The sequence below is a fragment of the Bacillus sp. PPSBB_11 genome, from assembly GCF_038023285.1.
In the GTDB taxonomy this organism is placed as follows: domain Bacteria; phylum Bacillota; class Bacilli; order Bacillales; family Bacillaceae; genus Bacillus; species Bacillus altitudinis.
The window spans coordinates 1,018,206-1,036,771 of the sequence record NZ_CP150633.1; the positions used below are offsets into that span (position 1 = coordinate 1,018,206).

The window sequence follows — 18,566 nt, forward strand, 5'->3', positions numbered from 1 at the left end:
AGCCCTGACAAAGAATGCGAGGGTTTGTCTACACGCTGAGAGCGGGATGAGCCGCTCTTTTTCTATTGCACATCTTTCGATTGGCTTTGATTTTTCAAAAGATCTCTAATTTCGGTTAACAACACTTCCGTTTGATCTGGCGTTTCAACCACTTCTTCTTCCTCTACCTTTTTCCGTTTTAATTTATTTAAATAACGAATAAAGATAAAAATGGAAAAGGAGATAATCAAGAAATCGACCACTGTTTGAATGAAACTTCCATACAAAATTTGAGCAGAACCGATTTTAATAGACAATCCACTAAAATCATGCCCCCCGACAATAATACCAACAAGCGGCATAATTAAATCATTCACAAGAGAAGTGACAATTTTGCCAAATGCTCCCCCGATGATGACACCGACAGCCAGGTCAATCACATTCCCCTTGACGGCAAACTCTCTAAATTCTTTCAGCATTGTTTATCACCTTCATCTTTTTTTGTCTAATATGACGTTTTTTTGTCAAAAAAGCAAGTCCTCATCCGATCTGGATGAATGTTTCCATATAAAAAACGGTTCATACAAGATGAACCGTCAGACACATTACGATACTTTCGGACCGATAGAAAATGTCAGTTCTGCTTCACATGCCACTTCGCCATCTACTGTTGCAACTGCTTTTCCTTTGGCAACTGGACCGCGAAGACGTGTGACTTCAACCTCTAAACGTAGCTGATCGCCTGGCTTGACCTGTCTTTTGAATCGGCAGCTGTCAATCCCTGCAAACAAACCAATTTTCCCTTTGTTCTCTTCTTTACCTAACATGATGACCCCAAAAACTTGAGCAAGCGCTTCTACAATAAGCACACCCGGCATGACGGGGTATCCTGGGAAATGGCCATTAAAAAATTCTTCATTTACTGTGACATTTTTGATTCCAACCGCTCTTTTCTCACCATCAACTTCTAGAATACGGTCAACCAATAAAAATGGATAACGGTGTGGAATAATGTCTTGAATTTGCTGAGCATCAAGCATATCTTGATCTCTCCTTCTTTTCTATATCGCTGATCTTCATTTGATTCCTATTGAAGTATATTATGAATGCAATCATTTTTCAACGTCCAGCCAACATTTATGGTAAAAAATAGAATCTATCATTACCTATTGTCATGAAATATAATCCACTCTACACTCATCGTTTTTTCACAAATATGGTAATATATATTACATCATTGATTGAATAAGAGGGTAAAAATGAATTTTATAAGCGATAAATCCATTAAAAAACTTCTCCATTCGTGGTATACAATGCTAAAACATCGACATTTTTCGAAGGCTGAAGAGATCAAAACGTCCTTAACCAAATATAAACGTAGATTATCAAAGAAACAGGAGCTTCATTTACATTATCAGCTTATACTTTTTCGGCACCAGCTCTGGATGAATCAAACAGAAGACTTAGAAAAACTGAAGCATGAACTCATGCTCCACAAAGATCAAATGAATGATCAACTGCAATATTATTTTTACTTTTTTCTCGGTTTATACGAATCTTTAAAGAGCGATCAAAATGATGCCATTCATTATCTTGAAAAAGCAGAAGAAAAACTTCCCCTGCTAGACGATGAGCTAGAGGAAGCGGAGTTTCATTTCCGTACAAGTGGTGTTTATTATAACAACCGCTATTCACTGTTATCCATTCGACATGTTGAAAAAGCCATGGATATCTTTGCAAAGCACGGGGATATCCACAGCATTTATCGGTGCAAAATTGTGCTCGCACTTAACTTTAGTGATCAAAAAAAATATGAAGAAGCAGAATCTATTTTTATTGAAATTATCGAATACGTGAAAATGATTGATGACCAAGAACTGCTTGGTATCGTGTATTATGACGCTGGTTTTATCAAGTCGAGACAGAATCGTCATAAGGAAGCACTAGAATACTTTAAAAAAGCGCTTCGGCTCCCAGCATACCGGAAATCTGCCCACTCCTATGTATCGTGTCTCTATGAAACTGTGCGTTCCTGCTTTAAAGAGAATTTAACTGATGAAGGAATGAAGTATATTCAAAAAGGGCTAAAAGAAGCCGTTGATGCCCAATTTGATCTATTAAGAATCAAGTTCCAAATTTTATTCCTTCTCTACAGCCAAACGCCCAAGGCAGATGAACAGATTGCTACACTCGTCACATGTCTTGAACGAAAAGAAGCCTGGATTGATCTTGAAGATCTGCTTGCAGATGTCTCAGATTTTTATAAAAAAAAGGGCGACTTTGAGCGAGCCGCCTTTTTTATCATGAGAGGCTGACATCCGCCTGCTCATTATCGAATGGTATTAATGAGTCCAAGCATCTGATCGCCCATCGTAATGGTTCTTGAGTTCATCTGATACGAACGCTGTGTTGTCATGAGGTCTGTTAATTCTTTAGACATGTCCACATTCGACGTTTCAAGTGCACCTTGCTGAAGTTGAATGGCCTGACGGTTTGCCCCATTCAGTGCCGTTAAAGCGCCTTGATAGTTGCCGTCGACTGAGAACAAATTTTCTCCTTCAGAGATGAGTGCTGAAGAATTATTCACTTGAACAACCCCAAGATTCACCTGCTGATTCGGTTGATTGCCTCGAGAAATAGCTGTAAGCCGGCCATTTTTATCGATAGAAATATCACGAAAATTCGCATTTAAGACAATCTCATTCCCGTTTTCGTCAAGAATCGGATGGCCTTCGCTTGTCACCAGCTGGACTTGATTCCGATTATTTCCTGGCTGTAAATAAAGAGAGCCATCTCTTGTATACCGGATGTTACCGCCAGCATTGACCTGCAAATACTGAGATGGCGCACCAAATGCAACATCAAGGTCACGACCTGTTTCTTTAATAGACCCTTGCAATGAGTTAATGGATGCATTGACCATCGTTCCAGTTCCAAGCCTTAAACCAGCAGGTGTCAGACGACTGTTTGCCACCTGCTCATTTTTTTCATCTACCTGATTAAACTGTTGTCTCACCAGCTCTGAAAAACGGGTGTTTTTCGCACGATACCCTGTTGTTTCACTGTTTGCGATGTTATTACTAATGATATCAAGCTGCTTTTGCACCTCGTTCATCGACACAGCTGCATTGATCATCGTTCTAAGCATGAGAATCCTCCTCTCTCTTTCATTTCTTCATTAATACACTCTTCCGATTTCATTCACTGCTTTTTCTAAACTTTTATCATATGCCTGAACCACTTTTTGGTTTGTTTCAAATGCGCGGTAGGCTGTTGTCATTTCTGTATATGATTTCGTCACATCAACGTTCGACAGCTCTGATACACCTTGGCTTAATGTATAGGACATTTGACCGTTATTGACCGCACTTGGAAGAGGCTGGTTATCAGCTGTACGGTATAAATCATTTCCTTCACGCGCAAGGTTTCTTGTATCCATTGCAACACGTACATCAATTTGTCCAAGGTTTTGTCCGTTTTCACTCACGGTTCCATCTGCGTTCACTTTGAAATTCTCACTTTGAACGGTAATCGGCTGGCCCGTCACGGAAAGAAGGGCACGTCCATTGATCGTCAACTGATTTTGATCATTCAATGTAATGGAACTGCTTTTCGTATAACGAACGCCTTCTGGTGTATTCACAGCATAAAAAAGCGCTGACTTTTGATTTGTCTCTGGGTTGATGGGTACATTATTTTCTACTAATGCGATATCCGTTGTTTGATCCGTTGTTTTTAATGTTCCTTGTGTAAATTGAGGAATTAACTCCTGCATGTATGTTCCCGTATTAATTCCGCCAATCGCCGTTTGCTGCGGGATACTAAAGCCTTTGCCTGAAGATGTTTGGAAACGTCCTGATTCCATTCGGCTTAGCAGCATTTCTGGAAATGCGCGCATGGCCCCTTCATCTGCTTTATAGCCTGGAGTATTCGCATTTGCGATATTATTTGAAAGCATTTCTGTCCGCCGCTCTTGAGCGATCATGGCAGATGTTGCGGTGTATAGTCCTTTTAACACGTGCTCACCTCATTCAAATTCTTTCACATGACCTAAAATCATCAGTACACAATCTTCTATGAAATATATCGGCATATTGGCAGGCTTCTTTAATAAAAATCCCCCATTCTTTCTAAAAAGAATGAGGGAAATCATTAGCTGAGTTTACGCTTTGGCAGCTTGTCCATATTATCAAGCATCACGCCAGTACCAACTGCTACACAATCCATTGGATTTTCTGCAACGAAAACTGGTACTTTCAGCTCTTCTGCAAGCAATTGATCAAGCCCGTTTAGAAGCGCTCCGCCACCAGTAATGATGACGCCGCGGTCAATGATATCAGCTGATAATTCAGGTGGTGTTCTTTCAAGAACTTGTTTCGCAGCCTGAACAATGGCAGATACAGATTCACGTAATGCTTCTTCTACTTCTTTGCTTGTGACGGTAATCGTTCTTGGTAATCCTGTCACCATATCTCGTCCACGAATCGAGATCTCTTCGTGACGTGCGTCTGGGAATACCGTTGCAACTTGGATCTTAATGTCCTCTGCAGTTCGCTCACCGATCAACAGCTTGTACTCTTTTTTGATGTAGTTGAGAATTTCCAGATCAAATTTGTCTCCAGCCATTTTAATAGAAGAGGCGGTTACAATGTCACCCATCGAGATGACAGCGATATCTGTCGTTCCGCCTCCAATATCTACGACCATGTTTCCACTTGGCTGAAAAATATCCATACCAGCACCAATTGCTGCTACTTTTGGCTCTTCTTCAAGAAATACATGCTTCCCGCCGCTTTTTTCAGCAGCTTCTTTGATTGCCTTCTGCTCAACAGATGTAATGTTTGTCGGGCAGCAGATGAGCATACGCGGCTTAGAGAACAGCCCTTTCACATTCAATTTGTTAATAAAATGCTTGAGCATCGCTTCAGTTACTTCAAAATCAGCAATTACGCCATCTTTTAATGGACGAATCGCAACAATATTCCCAGGCGTACGTCCAACCATACGTCTCGCTTCTTCTCCAACAGCTAATACTTTCCCGCTGTTTTTATCAAGAGCGACAACAGATGGTTCATTTAACACAATTCCTTTTCCTTTGACATGAATCAGTACATTTGCAGTACCAAGATCAATTCCAATATCCCTAGCAAACATCTATATATATCCTCCTTGAAAATCTGTTTCCATAGCAAATACCACATTCTGCCCTAATTATATATTCTATCATAATTTGCAGAAAAAAAGATATTTCTTTACAAAAGTCTTTACAAAATTTGTGGTTAGAAACTACCGATAAGAGGAAGATATATATATCATGTTTATGAACAAAGAACTAAAGCTTACTGTTTTACAGGCTCACCTTCTAAAATTTCTTCTTTTTTATACTTTAACTTTGTGGCTTCTCCCCCTCGCAGGTGGCGGATTGATTTATGATAATCCAGTATCTCCTTCACTTCGTTAGCCAGATCTGGATTAATTTCTGGCAGTCTTTCTGTTAGATCCTTGTGTACAGTACTTTTAGAGACTCCAAATTCTTTCGCAATTACACGAACGGTTTTCTTTGTCTCCACGATATACTTTCCTATCTTGATTGTTCGCTCTTTGATGTAATCGTGCACACCACTCGACCTCCCTAAAATGGATGTGAGAAGTGTGAAATGAGATCCGTATCAATATTATCCATTTTCAGCGGCGCTTGTTCGTCTTAATTTCTCATCCATTAGGTAGTAAATGCCAAACACGATCCCTCACCTCAAACACTCTCTTTGTCAGGTTTGTAACAGTGTATTAGCATTGCATAGGGAATATGCTAAAAATGAAGATGGGACAAGGGATTTATCAGAAAAGACAAAACAAAAAATCATTTCGAGTGGCGAAAATTTTCACTTTACAAGCATCGGTGTAACACGTAAAATAGGAAAGGTGAATTTATTTACCTAGATAAATAATGAATAAAGGTGAGCCTATGGATACGTTAAACAGAGAGTGTTTACATCAAATACATCAAAGCGCGCGGCTGCTGTCTAAAAAAGCGAACGAAGCGCTTGCTGCTTATGACTTGTACATGTCCCAGTGGACTGTACTTTTTTGTTTGGATACATTCGGTCCTAAAACGCAAAAAGACATTTGGACCTATTTGAACGTCGAAGCACCGACGATTACAAGAACCGTGACGCGTCTAGAAGCAAACGGCTGGGTGAAACGAGTCCAAGGAAAAGACAAACGTGAGAATCTCATCGTCATGACAGACGATGCAAAAGCAAAGTTTCAAAAAATCAAACAGACGATGGAACAATTTGAAGAAGAATGTCTTTCAAATTTTACCTACGAAGAAAAACAACTCCTCCATACACTTTTACACAAATTATCAACTGAATAGGAAGTGACTTACACCATGAACGAACGCATTTGGACAAAAGACTTTATCATGATTGTCCTGGTGAATTTATTTACATTCACCTCTTTTTATGCCCTTTTGACACTACTCCCCATTTACACAATGGATGAATTAAATGGAACAGAATCACAGGGCGGCCTCCTTGTGACGGTCTTCTTATTATCAGCAATTGTGACAAGGCCATTTTCAGGGGCCATTATTGAGAAATTCGGCAAGAAACGCATGGCGATGTTTTCTTCAACAGCTTTTGCCCTGCTCACTTATTTATACATTCCAATTGATCAATTCCAAACACTTCTCATGCTGCGTTTCGTGCAAGGAATCTTCTTCAGCATTTTGACAACCGTAGCAAGTGCTATTGCAGCTGATATGATTCCGAAACATAAACGAGGAGAGGGTCTTGGATACTTTGTCATGTCAATGAACCTCGCTGTGGTTATCGGTCCGTTTATCGCACTGAATCAAGTCGGAAAAGTAGGATTCCATTCTTTATTTCTGCTCTTTTCGATCATCGTCTCCATCGGTGCAGCTTTCACGATGCTGATTAGACAGCCAGAGCCTGAAAACGGCGGAAGTGTCATCTTTCGATTCACTTTTTGTCACCTGTTTGAAAAAGGTGCTTTAAAAACGGCAGCAGTTGGAATCATTATCTCCTTCTGTTACTCGCCGATCATTTCATTTATTTCAGTCTATGCCAATTCCCTGAACCTAATGGGTGCAAGCAGTTATTTCTTCATTGTTTTTGCAGCTGCAATGCTTGGATCACGTCCATTTACAGGCAGACTGTTTGACCGAGTCGGGCCTCATATTGTGATCTATCCATCTATTGCTCTCTTTGCGATTGGTTTATGGATGCTGACCGCTACACAAACAGCCACCATGCTTCTTTTATCCGGCGCTGTCATCGGCCTTGGCTACGGCTCTTTGGTGCCATGTCTACAAACACTTGCGATACAGCACTCACCAGCACACCGTACAGGCTACGCCACAGCAACTTTCTTTACCTTGTATGATACGGGGATTGCCGCTGGATCCTTTGTCTTCGGACTGCTTGTCAGCTTCACAGATTTTTCAAATGTATATCTCATTGCTGGCGTTGTCGTGTTACTCAGCATGGGCGTTTTTTATTGGAGCGAACGAAAACCGCAAGAAGCAAAAGCACAAAAGGTTTCCCTATCAGAATAGGATACTGTTTTAAACTTCACTGAAAACATGCTAAAATATAGGATATTTCAAATGAACAGATAGGTCTTTTGAAAAATAGTTGGCGTTAAGCGAAAGTATAGGTGATGTTTTGAATTACGAATTGTTTAAAGTCATACACGGGATGGCTCATCATTCTGAGTTTTTAGATCAGGCCATGATTTTCATTACGAAAAAGGCCATTCTCGTATATGCCCTCGTCTTATTGATTTGTTGGTTTTTAGGTAATCACAAATTTAAGAAGCATGTCTTCTTTTCTGGTGTAACAGGCATCGTGGCACTCATCGTCAATTTTGCCATTACGCTGTTTTATTATGAAGAGCGGCCGTTTGTGGCGCACAAAGTCGACACACTCATCCCGCACTCAGCAGACGCTTCCTTCCCAAGTGACCATACAACAGGTGCACTGGCTCTTTCACTAGCCATTCGATCCCGTAATAAAAAACTCGGCAATATTTTGCTTGTTTTTGGATTACTGACAGGGTTCTCCCGCATCTGGGTCGGCCATCATTATCCATTTGATGTATTAGGCAGCTTAATCGTATCGATTGTGGTTGTCTTTATCATGAATAAATTATGGAAGTTCTTTGACTCTCCAATTGACCGTATCGTGACATTTTACGAGAACATTGTGGGCAAAATTTTCAGAAGGAAGCAAAAGGACCAAGGGTCAGACCTGTCCAACTCTTAAGCGGCTTGCGATAAAGTATGGAAGACCTCTCTTCTACTTTATCCCAGCCGCTTTTTTCATTGTTTGTTTTCCTCTGACCATACTCGAAAAATAAAGGCTGACGCTAATGCCGACAAGAGAAATCATGATCAATGTCCAGCCTAATTGGTCAAAATGAGAACCTGCAATTTCCTCACCAAACAGCATGCCAAGCACGGCAGATGACAGAATGGAACCAAGGTACCTGCATGTTTGAAAAAGCCCAGAGGTCGTGCCAATCATTTGTTGAGGGCTCGCTTTTAACATCGCAGCTTGAAGCGCAACATTTCCAATCCCGTAACTGAGTCCAAGCAAAGCAAGAACCAGTCCTTTCCCCCAGAATGGCGCAGGAATAAAAAAGAAAGTCATGGCGGAAGCGCCGGCCAGCATGAGCACAGCACTTGCCAAAACAGGATGCCGTTCATCGCCGCGATCTACCCACTTGCCAGTCAGCGGCGATACCATAATGCTCACTCCAGACATGCAAAGCATAAAGAGACCCGTCATCTCCACACGCCAGCCCAATTCATCCTGAAAATAACTTGGCAAGCCAAAAAAGAGACAATAGAAGAAAATATTTAAAATGATAAATTGCACATACACAAGTGAAAGCCGTTTCTCCTGCCTGAACATCCGAATTTGGATAAATGGCTCATCCACCTGATGCTCCCACCATATAAAAGCACCCGCACTCACAAGACAGAGAATGCCCTGTACATACTGAATACCATCAGATAGTGATAATAAAAAAGAAAGCAAAAGGACAATACAAACTGTAAATAGCAACATCCCTGGCAAATCAAGCTTTCGGACAGTGTCTCCTATACGCAATTTTTTCTTCTTCTCCTTAGGAAATAAGGAAAAGCCTAGAAAAAAACTGATCAATATGAATGGCAGATTTACTAAAAAGATCGCCGGCCAGCTGCCGATCGTCATCAAAAACCCGCCAAGTGTCGGCCCGAGTGCTGTCATCGCTGAAGCAAAGATGGACAATACCGCTAAAGCAGAAGCTTGTCGTTCCTTCACATGATCCCGAATCAGTCCAACACCTGAAGGATAGATCGCACTGCTTCCAATCGCCTGAAGAAGCCGGATCACAATCAGCACCGCAAAAGTCGGGGCAAACGGCGCACAAATGGCTGAGACTGCCACTAGAACTAGTCCAAATAAAAATAAGGTTCTCCGGCTCATCACATGATCTCCAATTCGTCCACTCACCGGCTGCGTGACCGCGCTGGCCAAATAAAAGGTTGAAATGAGCCAAGATACCGTCGTAAACGACAAACCGAACTCATGCTGAATTTGATGCAAGGCTAAAGAAATCATCGAGGAATTCAGTGGATTTAACATCGTGCCAAAAGCAATCGCCGTTAAAAAAACATTCCGGTTGTCTTTCCATTTGATCATACACCCGCCCCCTTCTTTTGACATACACGTTCTTTGTCTATCTCCTCGTTATTATGAGATTCATTTCCCTTTTTTACCCTTAGCAATTCAAGTTCTCTCTCCGAAAAGCAAGACATACATTCTAAAAAGGGCAAGTGTTGGAAAAGCGCATATAAAATTGAGAATATGAGGAACAAATGGTAAGATGCTACACATATTTAAAAGCCTACTTTCTCCTTATACGGAGAACGGCTGAAAAGGAGGAGAAGCTTATTATTAAAAAAAGACGGTTTTGGGTCCCAGCCCTTTTCTCGGTTGCAGTATTACTTCTGTCTTCGTGCGGTTCAAATGAAACAAATGGGAACGGAGATAAACGTAATTCTACAGCGAAAGGGTCGCCGATTTTGGAAGATGGGAAATTTATTTTTGCAGCATCAGGTGAATTCCATCCATTCAGTTACATGGATGGAAACCAGATGTCCGGCTTTGATATTGATGTCGGCAATGCGATTAGCGACAAGATGGGCCTCGAGCCTGTACAGAAAAAATATAAATTCGCAGGCATCGTCGAAGGCGTCAAAGCAGGCAAATTTGATGCGGCCGTTGCAAGTCATACCATCAACGAGGAACGAAAAAAACACGTCCTTTTTTCTCAACCGTATTACTACTCCGGTCCGCAAATCTTCACAAGACCCGGCGCAGACATTCACAGTGCAGATGACTTAAAAGACAAGGAAATCGCTGTCTCTAAAGGTTCGTCCTATGCGGATATTGCCAAAGAACATAGCGGGCAGGAACCAAAATATTACGACAGTGATGTTGTCGCTTTAGAAGCACTAGCCAACGGCAAACACGATGCGGTCGTCACTGATTTTGCCACGGGTGCAGAAGCCATGAAGAAAAAACTTAAAATTGAAGCACAAGAAAGACTCGGGCAAAGTGAGCAAGCAATCGCTGTCTCTAAAGACAATAAAGAGCTCATGAAAGAGATCAATGATGCGATTGATGCACTCAAAAAAGACGGAATATTAAGACAAATTAGCGAAAAGTATTTTGACGAAGATATTACCGTCAAACAGGATTAAAACCACGATTGTGCGCCTTTCTCTAGGCGCACTTTCTTCAAATGGAGATGATTGTTTTGCCTACCTTATCACACTTTTTTCAAACGCTGATTGATTCTAGAGGCGTTTTCTTAGAAGGAATGCTGCTTACCTTACAACTCACTGTCATCAGTATTTTCATCGGCATGTTCATCGGGCTTTTCTTTGCCTTACTAAAAATATCCCGCGTAGCCGTTTTCGGTTATATCGCAAATGCCTATATCTTCCTTGTACGCGGGACACCACTCATTGTGCAGATTTTTATCCTGTATTTTGGGCTTACAGAATTAAATATACCCGACTTTTGGGCAGCCTCTATTGCGCTTGCCTTCCATAACGGTGCCTATATAGCAGAAATATTTAGAGGTGCGATTCAATCAATCGATCAAGGTCAAAAAGAAGCAGGACGTTCTCTTGGCATGGGGCGATTTCTAACCATGAGACGTATCATTCTCCCGCAAGCGATGCGGCGTGCCCTTCCCCCTCTCGGCAATCAGTTTATTATCGGCTTAAAAGATTCATCACTTGCCGCCTTCATCAGCGTCAATGAACTCTTTAACATAGCCACCACTCAAGGTTCCAACAGTTTTGACAACATGACGTACTTACTTGTCGTGGCTGTCTATTACTTAGTTCTTGTCCTGCTGTTAACATTCGCTGTGCAAACCGTTGAGAAGAAACTTTCAGTCAGTGATCATTAGGAGGAGAAGCATGACAGAATCAAAAGAGATCATTCGTGTTGAAAAACTGAATAAATACTTTGGAGAGCTGCATGTCTTAAAAGATATCGATCTCACTGTATATGAAAATGATGTCGTCGTCTTAATTGGTGCAAGCGGCTCTGGGAAAAGCACCTTGCTCCGTTGTATGAATTTTTTAGAAATAAAAAATGACGGTCAGATCATCATTGATGGCAGTCCCGTTCATCCAAAACGAGATCAATTAAACGAAATGAGGCAGAAAATAGGCATGGTGTTTCAGCATTTTAATCTCTTCCCGCACAAAACCGTGCTTGAAAACATCATCGAAGCACCGGTCATGGTGAAAAAAACAAAGAAAGCACAAGCGATAACTGAAGCCAATGTCTTATTAGAGAAAGTCGGACTAGCGGATAAAGCAAAAGTGTACCCTTCAAAGCTATCAGGCGGTCAAAAACAGCGCGTTGCCATCGCACGAGCTCTCGCCATGAAGCCCGATGTCATGTTATTTGACGAGCCTACTTCTGCGCTGGACCCAGAGCTTGTAGGCGAAGTGCTGCAAACCATGAAAAGTCTTGCCAAAGAAGGCATGACAATGGTCATCGTCACTCATGAAATGGGCTTCGCAAAAGAAGTAGCTGACCGAGTTGTTTATATGCATGAAGGACGAATCGTCGAACAAGGTACCCCATCAGAATTATTTGATTCTCCTCAAGAGGAGCGAACCAAATTGTTTCTCAGTTCGATTTTATAGGTCAAACGCCCTTTATTTTTCGTGATTCATGCACGTTTATTCTCATTTTTTACGAACTTTTCATCCATTTATATTGATAATGACCAAAAAACCATGTTAGATAAACTTACATGAATATGTTATATATGACTTTTCTCTCTATAATGAAGAATTAAGAAATCTATTAATTCTGAATGATTCGGGGGAATGCAGCATGCAAATGGGTGATACAGTATTTATGTTCTTCTGCGCACTACTCGTGTGGTTAATGACACCGGGTTTAGCCTTATTCTACGGAGGACTTGTGAGAAGTAAAAACGTGTTAAGTACGACAATGCACAGCTTAACCTCACTAGCCATTGTCTCTATCGTCTGGATCGTGTTTGGGTATTCACTCGCCTTTGCGCCAGGCAATGCATGGATCGGAGGCTTTGACTGGGTTGGACTAAAAGGCGTTGGCTTTGAACCTGGTTCATATAGTGACACGATTCCACATTCATTGTTCATGATGTTCCAAATGACCTTTGCCGTCCTCACAACAGCCATTATCTCTGGTGCCTTCGCTGAACGTATTCGTTACTCAGCGGTGGTCGTGTTTACACTCCTTTGGGTCACATTTGTATACGCTCCAGTCGCACACTGGGTATGGGGCGGCGGCTGGATTGGAGAAATGGGAGCACTTGACTTCGCCGGTGGAAACGTCGTCCACATATCATCCGGTGTGGCTGGTCTAGTCGTAGCCATTGTTCTCGGGAAGCGAAAAGAAGCGGCAAGTTCTTCTCCGCATAACTTGATCTACACACTTCTTGGTGGAGCTGTGATTTGGTTTGGCTGGTTTGGGTTTAACGTAGGAAGTGCCCTCACATTAGACAGTGTCGCCATGTATGCCTTTATTAACACCAATACAGCAGCTGCTGCAGGAATCATCGGCTGGCTGTTAGTCGAATGGATGATCAACAAAAAACCAACGATGCTAGGTGCAATCTCTGGAGCCATTGCAGGCCTAGTAGCGATTACACCTGCCGCAGGCTTTGTCACACCATTCGCTTCGATCATCATCGGAATCATCGGCGGAATCGTTTGTTTCTGGGGCGTCTATTCACTCAAAGCCAAGTTCGGCTATGACGATGCACTGGATGCATTCGGTCTCCACGGAATCGGCGGTACGTGGGGAGGCATTGCTACAGGCCTTTTCGCCACTACATCTGTCAATGATGGCGGAGCCAACGGCTTATTTTACGGCGATCCAAGCTTACTTTGGAAACAAGTTGTCGCCATCGTGGCCACATACGTCTTTGTTGCAGTTGTCACATACGTGATCATCAAAGTCGTCAACATTTTCTTCAAGATCCGCGCAACTGAAGAAGAAGAATCAGTCGGTCTTGATTTAACGATGCACGGCGAAAAAGCATATCAAGATTAAAGAAAAAAGGGGTGTCTCTATGAGCAAAATGTATAAAGTGGAGATTGTCACACGTCCAGCTAATTTTGAAACATTAAAGGTGGAGCTTGGAAAGATTGGTGTCACCTCGATTACCTTTTCCAATGTGCACGGCTGCGGATTACAAAAGGGACATACGGAACTATACCGTGGCGTCAAAAAGGAAAGCAATGTGTACGAACGTTTAAAGATTGAAATCGTCTTAAGCAAAGTACCTGTTGAACAGGTCGTGGAAACAGCACAGAAAGTACTGCGTACAGGCGAACCAGGGGATGGGAAGATTTTTATATATGAGATAGAAAATACAATCAACATTCGGACAGGTGAAGAAGGACCTGCCGCCTTATAGCATCCCCTCCGCCATATGGCGGAGGTTTTTTTAAAGACAGAAAAAAACCTCTGTGCATTTATCTACACAGAGGATCTGACATGACATTAAGATTGTTTTGTTTCTTCTGACTGACTGCGGTCTTTAGAGGAATCAGAAGACTTTTCTTGATCAGAGGATTTCCCCTTCTCATCAGACTTATCTTCAGATTTTTCTTCAGCCGGCTCTTTTGCCTTATCGTCAGCAGCAGGTTCCTTCATTTTGTCATCAGCTTTTGGCTGAGCAGGTTCTTTTGCTTCTTCCGTCACTTCTTGCGCTGCTTTTTCAATGGAAGAAACAGGCTTATCAATGAAGCTAAGTGGATTAAGCGCTAAACCTTCCATACGAATTTCAAAGTGAACATGGTTGCCGCTTTCAGCACCATATAGATTCTTACCAGAAGCACCGATGACATCATTCTGTTTCACTTCATCGCCTTCTTTTACACTCACTTGAGACAACGATTGATAAACAGTAGACAATCCATCTTCATGTTCAATTTCAACAACGTGACCGAGAACTGGATCTTTTTTCGCCTGAACGACTGTTCCACTAAGAGCAGCTGTGACATCAAACACTTTGCCATCTTTATCTGCAAGATCAATACCTTTGCTTAAGGTATAGGTGTTATTATAGTTTACAAGTGCTGCTTCTTTTTCTTTTTGATCAGCATCTGCTTCATAGAACTTTTTCACGACAGAAACATTCTCAGAATTCTGGACCGGCATAGCAACATTTTCAATTGGCTTTCCAACTTCAACGGCATCATCACGCTGTTCTTGTCCTGTTTGATTTCCATCAGATAGTTGGTCTTTCACATCTTTCGATACAGCTTGATACCAAAGAACGGCTGTTAACACGACCGCTGCGCTGACCAAGTAAATAGCAGGGAATACCCAGCGCTTACGGAAAAATTGCTGAACTTTTGTGATTTTGGAAGTACGTTTCTTTTCTTCCTCTCTCATTTTTCATCACCTCAGCAACATTCTGAACACTTTTCAAAAAATATATACACACGAAATTATTTTTCTTTTTATTTTGCGCAATCGCATCAATAATATGTATGATGAATGAAAAAAGATGGGGGTACATATGGTGAAAACTTTCAACCGCATGGCAACAGAAGATGACCTCAAAGAGATCGTCGATATCTACAATTCAACGATTGCTTCAAGAGAAGTAACGGCCGATACAGAACCTGTTACAGTAGAAGACCGCCGTCAGTGGTTTTTGCATCATTCAGAGAAACGTCCTCTCTATGTGAAAACAGATGAGGAAGGAAATATCTACGGCTGGCTCAGTTTTGAAACGTTTTACGGCAGACCTGCATACAACGGTACTGTTGAAATGAGTATTTACTTGAACCAAAACTATCGAGGAAAAGGTTTAGGGTCACTGTTCTTACAAGAGGCGCTCGAATTGGCACCCTCATTAGGCATCCGAACGTTACTTGCCTTTATTTTCGGCCACAACGAAGCCAGCATCAAATTATTTAAGAAGCACGGATTTGAGACTTGGGGACATTTGCCACGCATCGCAGAAATGGACGGCAATCGGTACGACTTAGATATTTTAGGAAAAGAATTATAAACTGAGCGTCTCTTGAAGAAAGAGACGCTTTTTTTATGAAGCATGCACCAACTGCTCAAATTGCTTCGCATTTTGAAGCGATTTTCTTTTCAGAATGATACCATGTTCATCAATCAGAAGCGCTTGCGGAACAACTGTTACTCCATACAACTCCATAATTTGTGATGAGCGCATATAAACAGCTTGCTCCGGCAGCAATTGAAGAAGCGAGGCATCATCGGCTTGTTCATCTCCATTAATAACAATCACATGAGCATCATCATGTGAAGTTTGAGGCTGCACATCAGACAAAATACTTTTACAAGTCATACAAGTAGAATTCACAAATAACAGCATCACAGCTCGCCCATTTTGCAAATACTCCTTCAAGATCACCTTTTCACCTACATGCGAATAACTGCGAAATAACGGAGCCGGGTCACCAATATCCGCTTCCTTCAATTCAATTCCATCAAGAGATTTTATTTTATTCATAAATCTCCCGATAAAACGGGCAAGCAAAAACACGACAGCCAGCTGGGTAATGACAATTAATAACACAATGATTAATAAAATATCTGTCATTTCATTTTATCTCCTTCTATAATTGATCCATCTGCAATCTGGAATGAGTCGATCCACTTTCGCTTCAATAGCACAATTTCTTGGCTGACCGCTATGATCAAACAGACAGCCGCTGCAATGAGAAAACAAATCATTTTCAACCGCAATGAAATCATTTCAACACTAGGATGTACATAAAATAACCCAGCCACAAGAGTAAGCATCAGCAGATTACGAATCACAATCCCCCAATGCAGGCGATCGTTTTCCAGTAATCCTCCACAACCGCACGAAACATCACGATGCCCCCTCATTAAATTGAACGTAACCGCTCCAGTATAAATACATAACAGGGCTGTAAAGCCAATTGCAGGCAGGACAGACATGTTCCATATAAACAAATAAACCGTACAAACCAATTCAATCAACAAAAATAAATAAAACATAGGTGCCGCGAAAGAAGGCGGCAGCAGCCGATAAGCATTGATCTGCTGGACATGTGCCTTCTGTTTCCTTGCTTTATCGAGCCATGCACCCGCAAAAATGATTCCTAGTAAATAGACGCCTATGAAATAAAAGACACTCACCTTACACCATCTCCTTTTGTTGAAATAGTTGAGATTGTGCCTCGTAAAGCCTTTTGTACTCTCCGTGCAACGCCATCAGTTCATCATGGTTGCCCTCTTCAATGAAAGCACCATCTTTCATGACGATGATACGGTCTGCTAAGCGGGCCGCTCCCATACGATGTGTAATAAACAAAACCCCTTGATCCTGCGTATGATCGAACAACTTTCGAATGAGTGAGATCTCCGACAATGGATCGAGAGCAGAGGTCGGTTCATCTAAAATAATAAAATCACTTTCTCTAAAGAAGGTTCTAGCCATCGCAAGCTTTTGCCATTGTCCGCCAGACAATTCATGTCCCTCTTCAAAAAAGCGACCTAGCTGCGCATCATATGTGTCTTCCATTTGATTAATTCTTTTCTCTATACCTGCTTGGCGGGCGGCTGAAATCAACCGCTCTTCCTCTTCTATATCATCAATACGGCCAAACCCTATGTTTTCTCTCACAGTGAATTCGTACTTCATAAAATCTTGAAAAAGAACAGCCATTCTCGCATGATAGGTCTTTTTATGGATGGTGGAAATATCCTCTCCATTGACTTTGTGCATATTCTGTTGATCTGGATCATATAAGCCGGTTAAACATTTGATTAAAGTGGTTTTACCGGACCCATTATCTCCTACTAATGCAATTCGTTCACCTCTATTCATATGAAAATGAATATGCTCAATCGCTGGTTTTTTCATATTCGGATAAGTAAAAGAGAGATTGTCTAATGTAATGGACTGGATATGCTCAATTCCCTCAAGCGACGCTGCCTCTTCCGTCTGTTCATGCATTTCCTCTTCTCTCTTTTGAAAAGCTCTCATTTCATCAACATATAGGCTTGTTTCATATAAACTAGAACATTCCCTTGTTAAATCTTGAAACCCACTTTGAATGTTTTGTACAGCTTGTAGCACTGCAACAAACGTACCCGCTGCTAATTTTTTTTGAAAAATAAGAAAGACAATCAATAAACCACAGCACACATAGGCCAATGTCATGAGCAACCCGCCTGCCATCTCCCAGCGCACTTGGCGTTTCAGCAAATTATATTTTTCATCTGCACTTTTAATGTAGTGACCTCTCCACTTTTGAAGAAGATAATTCCCTATTCCATATAAACGAACTTCCTTTAAAGAATCTCGCTGTGCGACGAGATCAGATACATACATTTCTCTTCGATCATTAGCCGTTAACAAACGATTTAATCGATAACGTGCGCCTCCAAAGAAAAGTTCAATCCATAATACAGGCAAGGTAAACAAGAACAATATGACCGCTAAGCCCCAATGAATACCGATCATATAAATAAGAAGTGATACAACAGTAATCAACGCGCTCATCATTGTAAAAATACTTCTCACCATACTGAGAACATGCTGATGACTGTTCATCACACGTTGACTTTCATTGTAAAAGGACGGGTGCTCAAACGTAATAAACGGCAGTCTTATCGCTTTTTGAAGCAATTCACCTTTCAAATGGAGACCAATCAGATTTGTTGCTTTCTGTTGACTAAGCTGAAGAATAAATTGAAGCCCATATCCTAAAATCACAATGACCATTTGCAGTCCAAATAACCACAAAACCTTTTGGATGTCACCTGAAGACGTCATAAATAAAATAATTTCATTAATCAAAGTTTGAATAATCCAGACACTAGCCAAAGGCATAAAACCAACGATCACTTGAATGAACAAAGTTAAAAGAAGATAAGAACGACTTTTTTTCCAAGTATAGGAGATTGCATATAAACAATGGTTCACTGTACTCATGAGATGCTCCACCTTACACCATTTAGTAT

The 18,566-nt window shown here is 41.4% G+C and carries 21 protein-coding genes; 10 read left to right on the plus strand and 11 right to left on the minus strand.

Translation table 11 applies throughout. The features are described from left to right. Nucleotides 1-62: 62 nt before the first annotated feature. Nucleotides 63-458, minus strand: a complete 396-nt coding sequence (gene mscL, locus V7L95_RS05110; protein ID WP_007497563.1) for a large conductance mechanosensitive channel protein MscL — start codon at nucleotides 456-458, stop codon at nucleotides 63-65. A 126-nt stretch (nucleotides 459-584) separates the two neighbouring features. Continuing rightward, nucleotides 585-1,019 carry a 3-hydroxyacyl-ACP dehydratase FabZ gene (gene fabZ, locus V7L95_RS05115; protein ID WP_007497564.1) on the minus strand — a complete coding sequence of 145 codons (435 nt, stop codon included), beginning with the start codon at nucleotides 1,017-1,019 and terminating at the stop codon, nucleotides 585-587. Between the two features lie 219 nt (nucleotides 1,020-1,238). On the opposite strand from fabZ, the gene V7L95_RS05120 reads away from it, so the two are divergent. Beyond that, nucleotides 1,239-2,294 carry a tetratricopeptide repeat protein gene (locus V7L95_RS05120; protein ID WP_165379176.1) on the plus strand — a complete coding sequence of 352 codons (1,056 nt, stop codon included), beginning with the start codon at nucleotides 1,239-1,241 and terminating at the stop codon, nucleotides 2,292-2,294. A gap of 14 nt (nucleotides 2,295-2,308) precedes the next feature. On the opposite strand, the gene V7L95_RS05125 is transcribed toward V7L95_RS05120, so the two are convergent. From V7L95_RS05125 to spoIIID, 4 genes are all read right to left on the minus strand, one after another. Continuing rightward, complete coding sequence (locus V7L95_RS05125) at nucleotides 2,309-3,127, minus strand: flagellar hook-basal body protein (protein WP_007497568.1); 819 nt, start codon at nucleotides 3,125-3,127, stop codon at nucleotides 2,309-2,311. 30 nt (nucleotides 3,128-3,157) lie between these two features. Further along, nucleotides 3,158-3,997, minus strand: a complete 840-nt coding sequence (locus V7L95_RS05130) for a flagellar hook-basal body protein (protein WP_017360018.1) — start codon at nucleotides 3,995-3,997, stop codon at nucleotides 3,158-3,160. A gap of 134 nt (nucleotides 3,998-4,131) precedes the next feature. Then, complete coding sequence (mbl, locus tag V7L95_RS05135; RefSeq protein ID WP_007497573.1) at nucleotides 4,132-5,133, minus strand: cell shape-determining protein Mbl; 1,002 nt, start codon at nucleotides 5,131-5,133, stop codon at nucleotides 4,132-4,134. A 185-nt stretch (nucleotides 5,134-5,318) separates the two neighbouring features. Further along, nucleotides 5,319-5,597 (minus strand): sporulation transcriptional regulator SpoIIID, encoded by a 279-nt coding sequence (spoIIID, locus tag V7L95_RS05140; RefSeq protein WP_008343327.1) that lies wholly within the window; start codon nucleotides 5,595-5,597, stop codon nucleotides 5,319-5,321. 347 nt (nucleotides 5,598-5,944) lie between these two features. Between spoIIID and V7L95_RS05145 the strand changes: the two genes are divergently transcribed. The 3 genes from V7L95_RS05145 to V7L95_RS05155 all read left to right on the plus strand — a co-directional run bounded on the left by V7L95_RS05145 (nucleotide 5,945) and on the right by V7L95_RS05155 (nucleotide 8,270). Beyond that, on the plus strand, nucleotides 5,945-6,358 hold the full coding sequence (locus tag V7L95_RS05145) for a MarR family transcriptional regulator (RefSeq protein WP_216099246.1): 414 nt from the start codon (nucleotides 5,945-5,947) through the stop codon (nucleotides 6,356-6,358). A 15-nt stretch (nucleotides 6,359-6,373) separates the two neighbouring features. Beyond that, nucleotides 6,374-7,561 (plus strand): MFS transporter, encoded by a 1,188-nt coding sequence (locus tag V7L95_RS05150; protein ID WP_340968340.1) that lies wholly within the window; start codon nucleotides 6,374-6,376, stop codon nucleotides 7,559-7,561. Nucleotides 7,562-7,670: 109 nt separating this feature from the next. Then, the gene (locus V7L95_RS05155) at nucleotides 7,671-8,270 is read left to right on the plus strand and encodes an undecaprenyl-diphosphatase (RefSeq protein ID WP_008343330.1); all 600 of its coding nucleotides are present in this window, start codon (nucleotides 7,671-7,673) and stop codon (nucleotides 8,268-8,270) included. Between the two features lie 33 nt (nucleotides 8,271-8,303). Here V7L95_RS05155 and V7L95_RS05160 read toward each other — a convergent pair whose 3' ends face one another. Then, complete coding sequence (locus V7L95_RS05160) at nucleotides 8,304-9,695, minus strand: MFS transporter (RefSeq protein ID WP_046526712.1); 1,392 nt, start codon at nucleotides 9,693-9,695, stop codon at nucleotides 8,304-8,306. A 176-nt stretch (nucleotides 9,696-9,871) separates the two neighbouring features. Here V7L95_RS05160 and V7L95_RS05165 point away from each other — a divergent pair, with 176 nt between their 5' ends. The 5 genes from V7L95_RS05165 to V7L95_RS05185 all read left to right on the plus strand — a co-directional run bounded on the left by V7L95_RS05165 (nucleotide 9,872) and on the right by V7L95_RS05185 (nucleotide 13,998). Further along, a complete protein-coding gene (locus V7L95_RS05165) occupies nucleotides 9,872-10,759 on the plus strand; it encodes a transporter substrate-binding domain-containing protein (RefSeq protein ID WP_340968343.1) in 888 nt (295 codons plus the stop codon). 41 nt (nucleotides 10,760-10,800) lie between these two features. Beyond that, nucleotides 10,801-11,478: an amino acid ABC transporter permease gene (locus V7L95_RS05170; protein ID WP_007497584.1), complete on the plus strand. Its 678-nt coding sequence runs from the start codon at nucleotides 10,801-10,803 to the stop codon at nucleotides 11,476-11,478. Between the two features lie 10 nt (nucleotides 11,479-11,488). After that, complete coding sequence (locus V7L95_RS05175; RefSeq protein ID WP_008343342.1) at nucleotides 11,489-12,229, plus strand: amino acid ABC transporter ATP-binding protein; 741 nt, start codon at nucleotides 11,489-11,491, stop codon at nucleotides 12,227-12,229. A gap of 193 nt (nucleotides 12,230-12,422) precedes the next feature. Then, nucleotides 12,423-13,631 (plus strand): ammonium transporter, encoded by a 1,209-nt coding sequence (locus V7L95_RS05180; RefSeq protein WP_008343343.1) that lies wholly within the window; start codon nucleotides 12,423-12,425, stop codon nucleotides 13,629-13,631. Between the two features lie 19 nt (nucleotides 13,632-13,650). Beyond that, nucleotides 13,651-13,998 (plus strand): P-II family nitrogen regulator, encoded by a 348-nt coding sequence (locus tag V7L95_RS05185; protein WP_007497589.1) that lies wholly within the window; start codon nucleotides 13,651-13,653, stop codon nucleotides 13,996-13,998. 86 nt (nucleotides 13,999-14,084) lie between these two features. Here V7L95_RS05185 and V7L95_RS05190 read toward each other — a convergent pair whose 3' ends face one another. After that, complete coding sequence (locus V7L95_RS05190) at nucleotides 14,085-14,981, minus strand: M23 family metallopeptidase (protein ID WP_035389779.1); 897 nt, start codon at nucleotides 14,979-14,981, stop codon at nucleotides 14,085-14,087. A 127-nt stretch (nucleotides 14,982-15,108) separates the two neighbouring features. Here V7L95_RS05190 and V7L95_RS05195 point away from each other — a divergent pair, with 127 nt between their 5' ends. After that, nucleotides 15,109-15,606, plus strand: a complete 498-nt coding sequence (locus V7L95_RS05195; protein ID WP_017360024.1) for a GNAT family N-acetyltransferase — start codon at nucleotides 15,109-15,111, stop codon at nucleotides 15,604-15,606. A 33-nt stretch (nucleotides 15,607-15,639) separates the two neighbouring features. Here V7L95_RS05195 and V7L95_RS05200 read toward each other — a convergent pair whose 3' ends face one another. Genes V7L95_RS05200 through V7L95_RS05210 form a run of 3 tightly spaced genes read right to left on the minus strand, consistent with a single transcriptional unit; the run spans nucleotide 15,640 to nucleotide 18,537 of the window. After that, nucleotides 15,640-16,170 (minus strand): thioredoxin family protein, encoded by a 531-nt coding sequence (locus V7L95_RS05200; RefSeq protein WP_340968344.1) that lies wholly within the window; start codon nucleotides 16,168-16,170, stop codon nucleotides 15,640-15,642. Beyond that, a complete protein-coding gene (locus tag V7L95_RS05205; protein WP_206115813.1) occupies nucleotides 16,167-16,736 on the minus strand; it encodes a MauE/DoxX family redox-associated membrane protein in 570 nt (189 codons plus the stop codon). The genes V7L95_RS05200 and V7L95_RS05205 overlap by 4 nt, the downstream gene beginning before the upstream one ends. A gap of 1 nt (nucleotide 16,737) precedes the next feature. Then, nucleotides 16,738-18,537, minus strand: a complete 1,800-nt coding sequence (locus V7L95_RS05210; protein WP_206115815.1) for an ABC transporter ATP-binding protein — start codon at nucleotides 18,535-18,537, stop codon at nucleotides 16,738-16,740. Nucleotides 18,538-18,566: the final 29 nt, after the last annotated feature.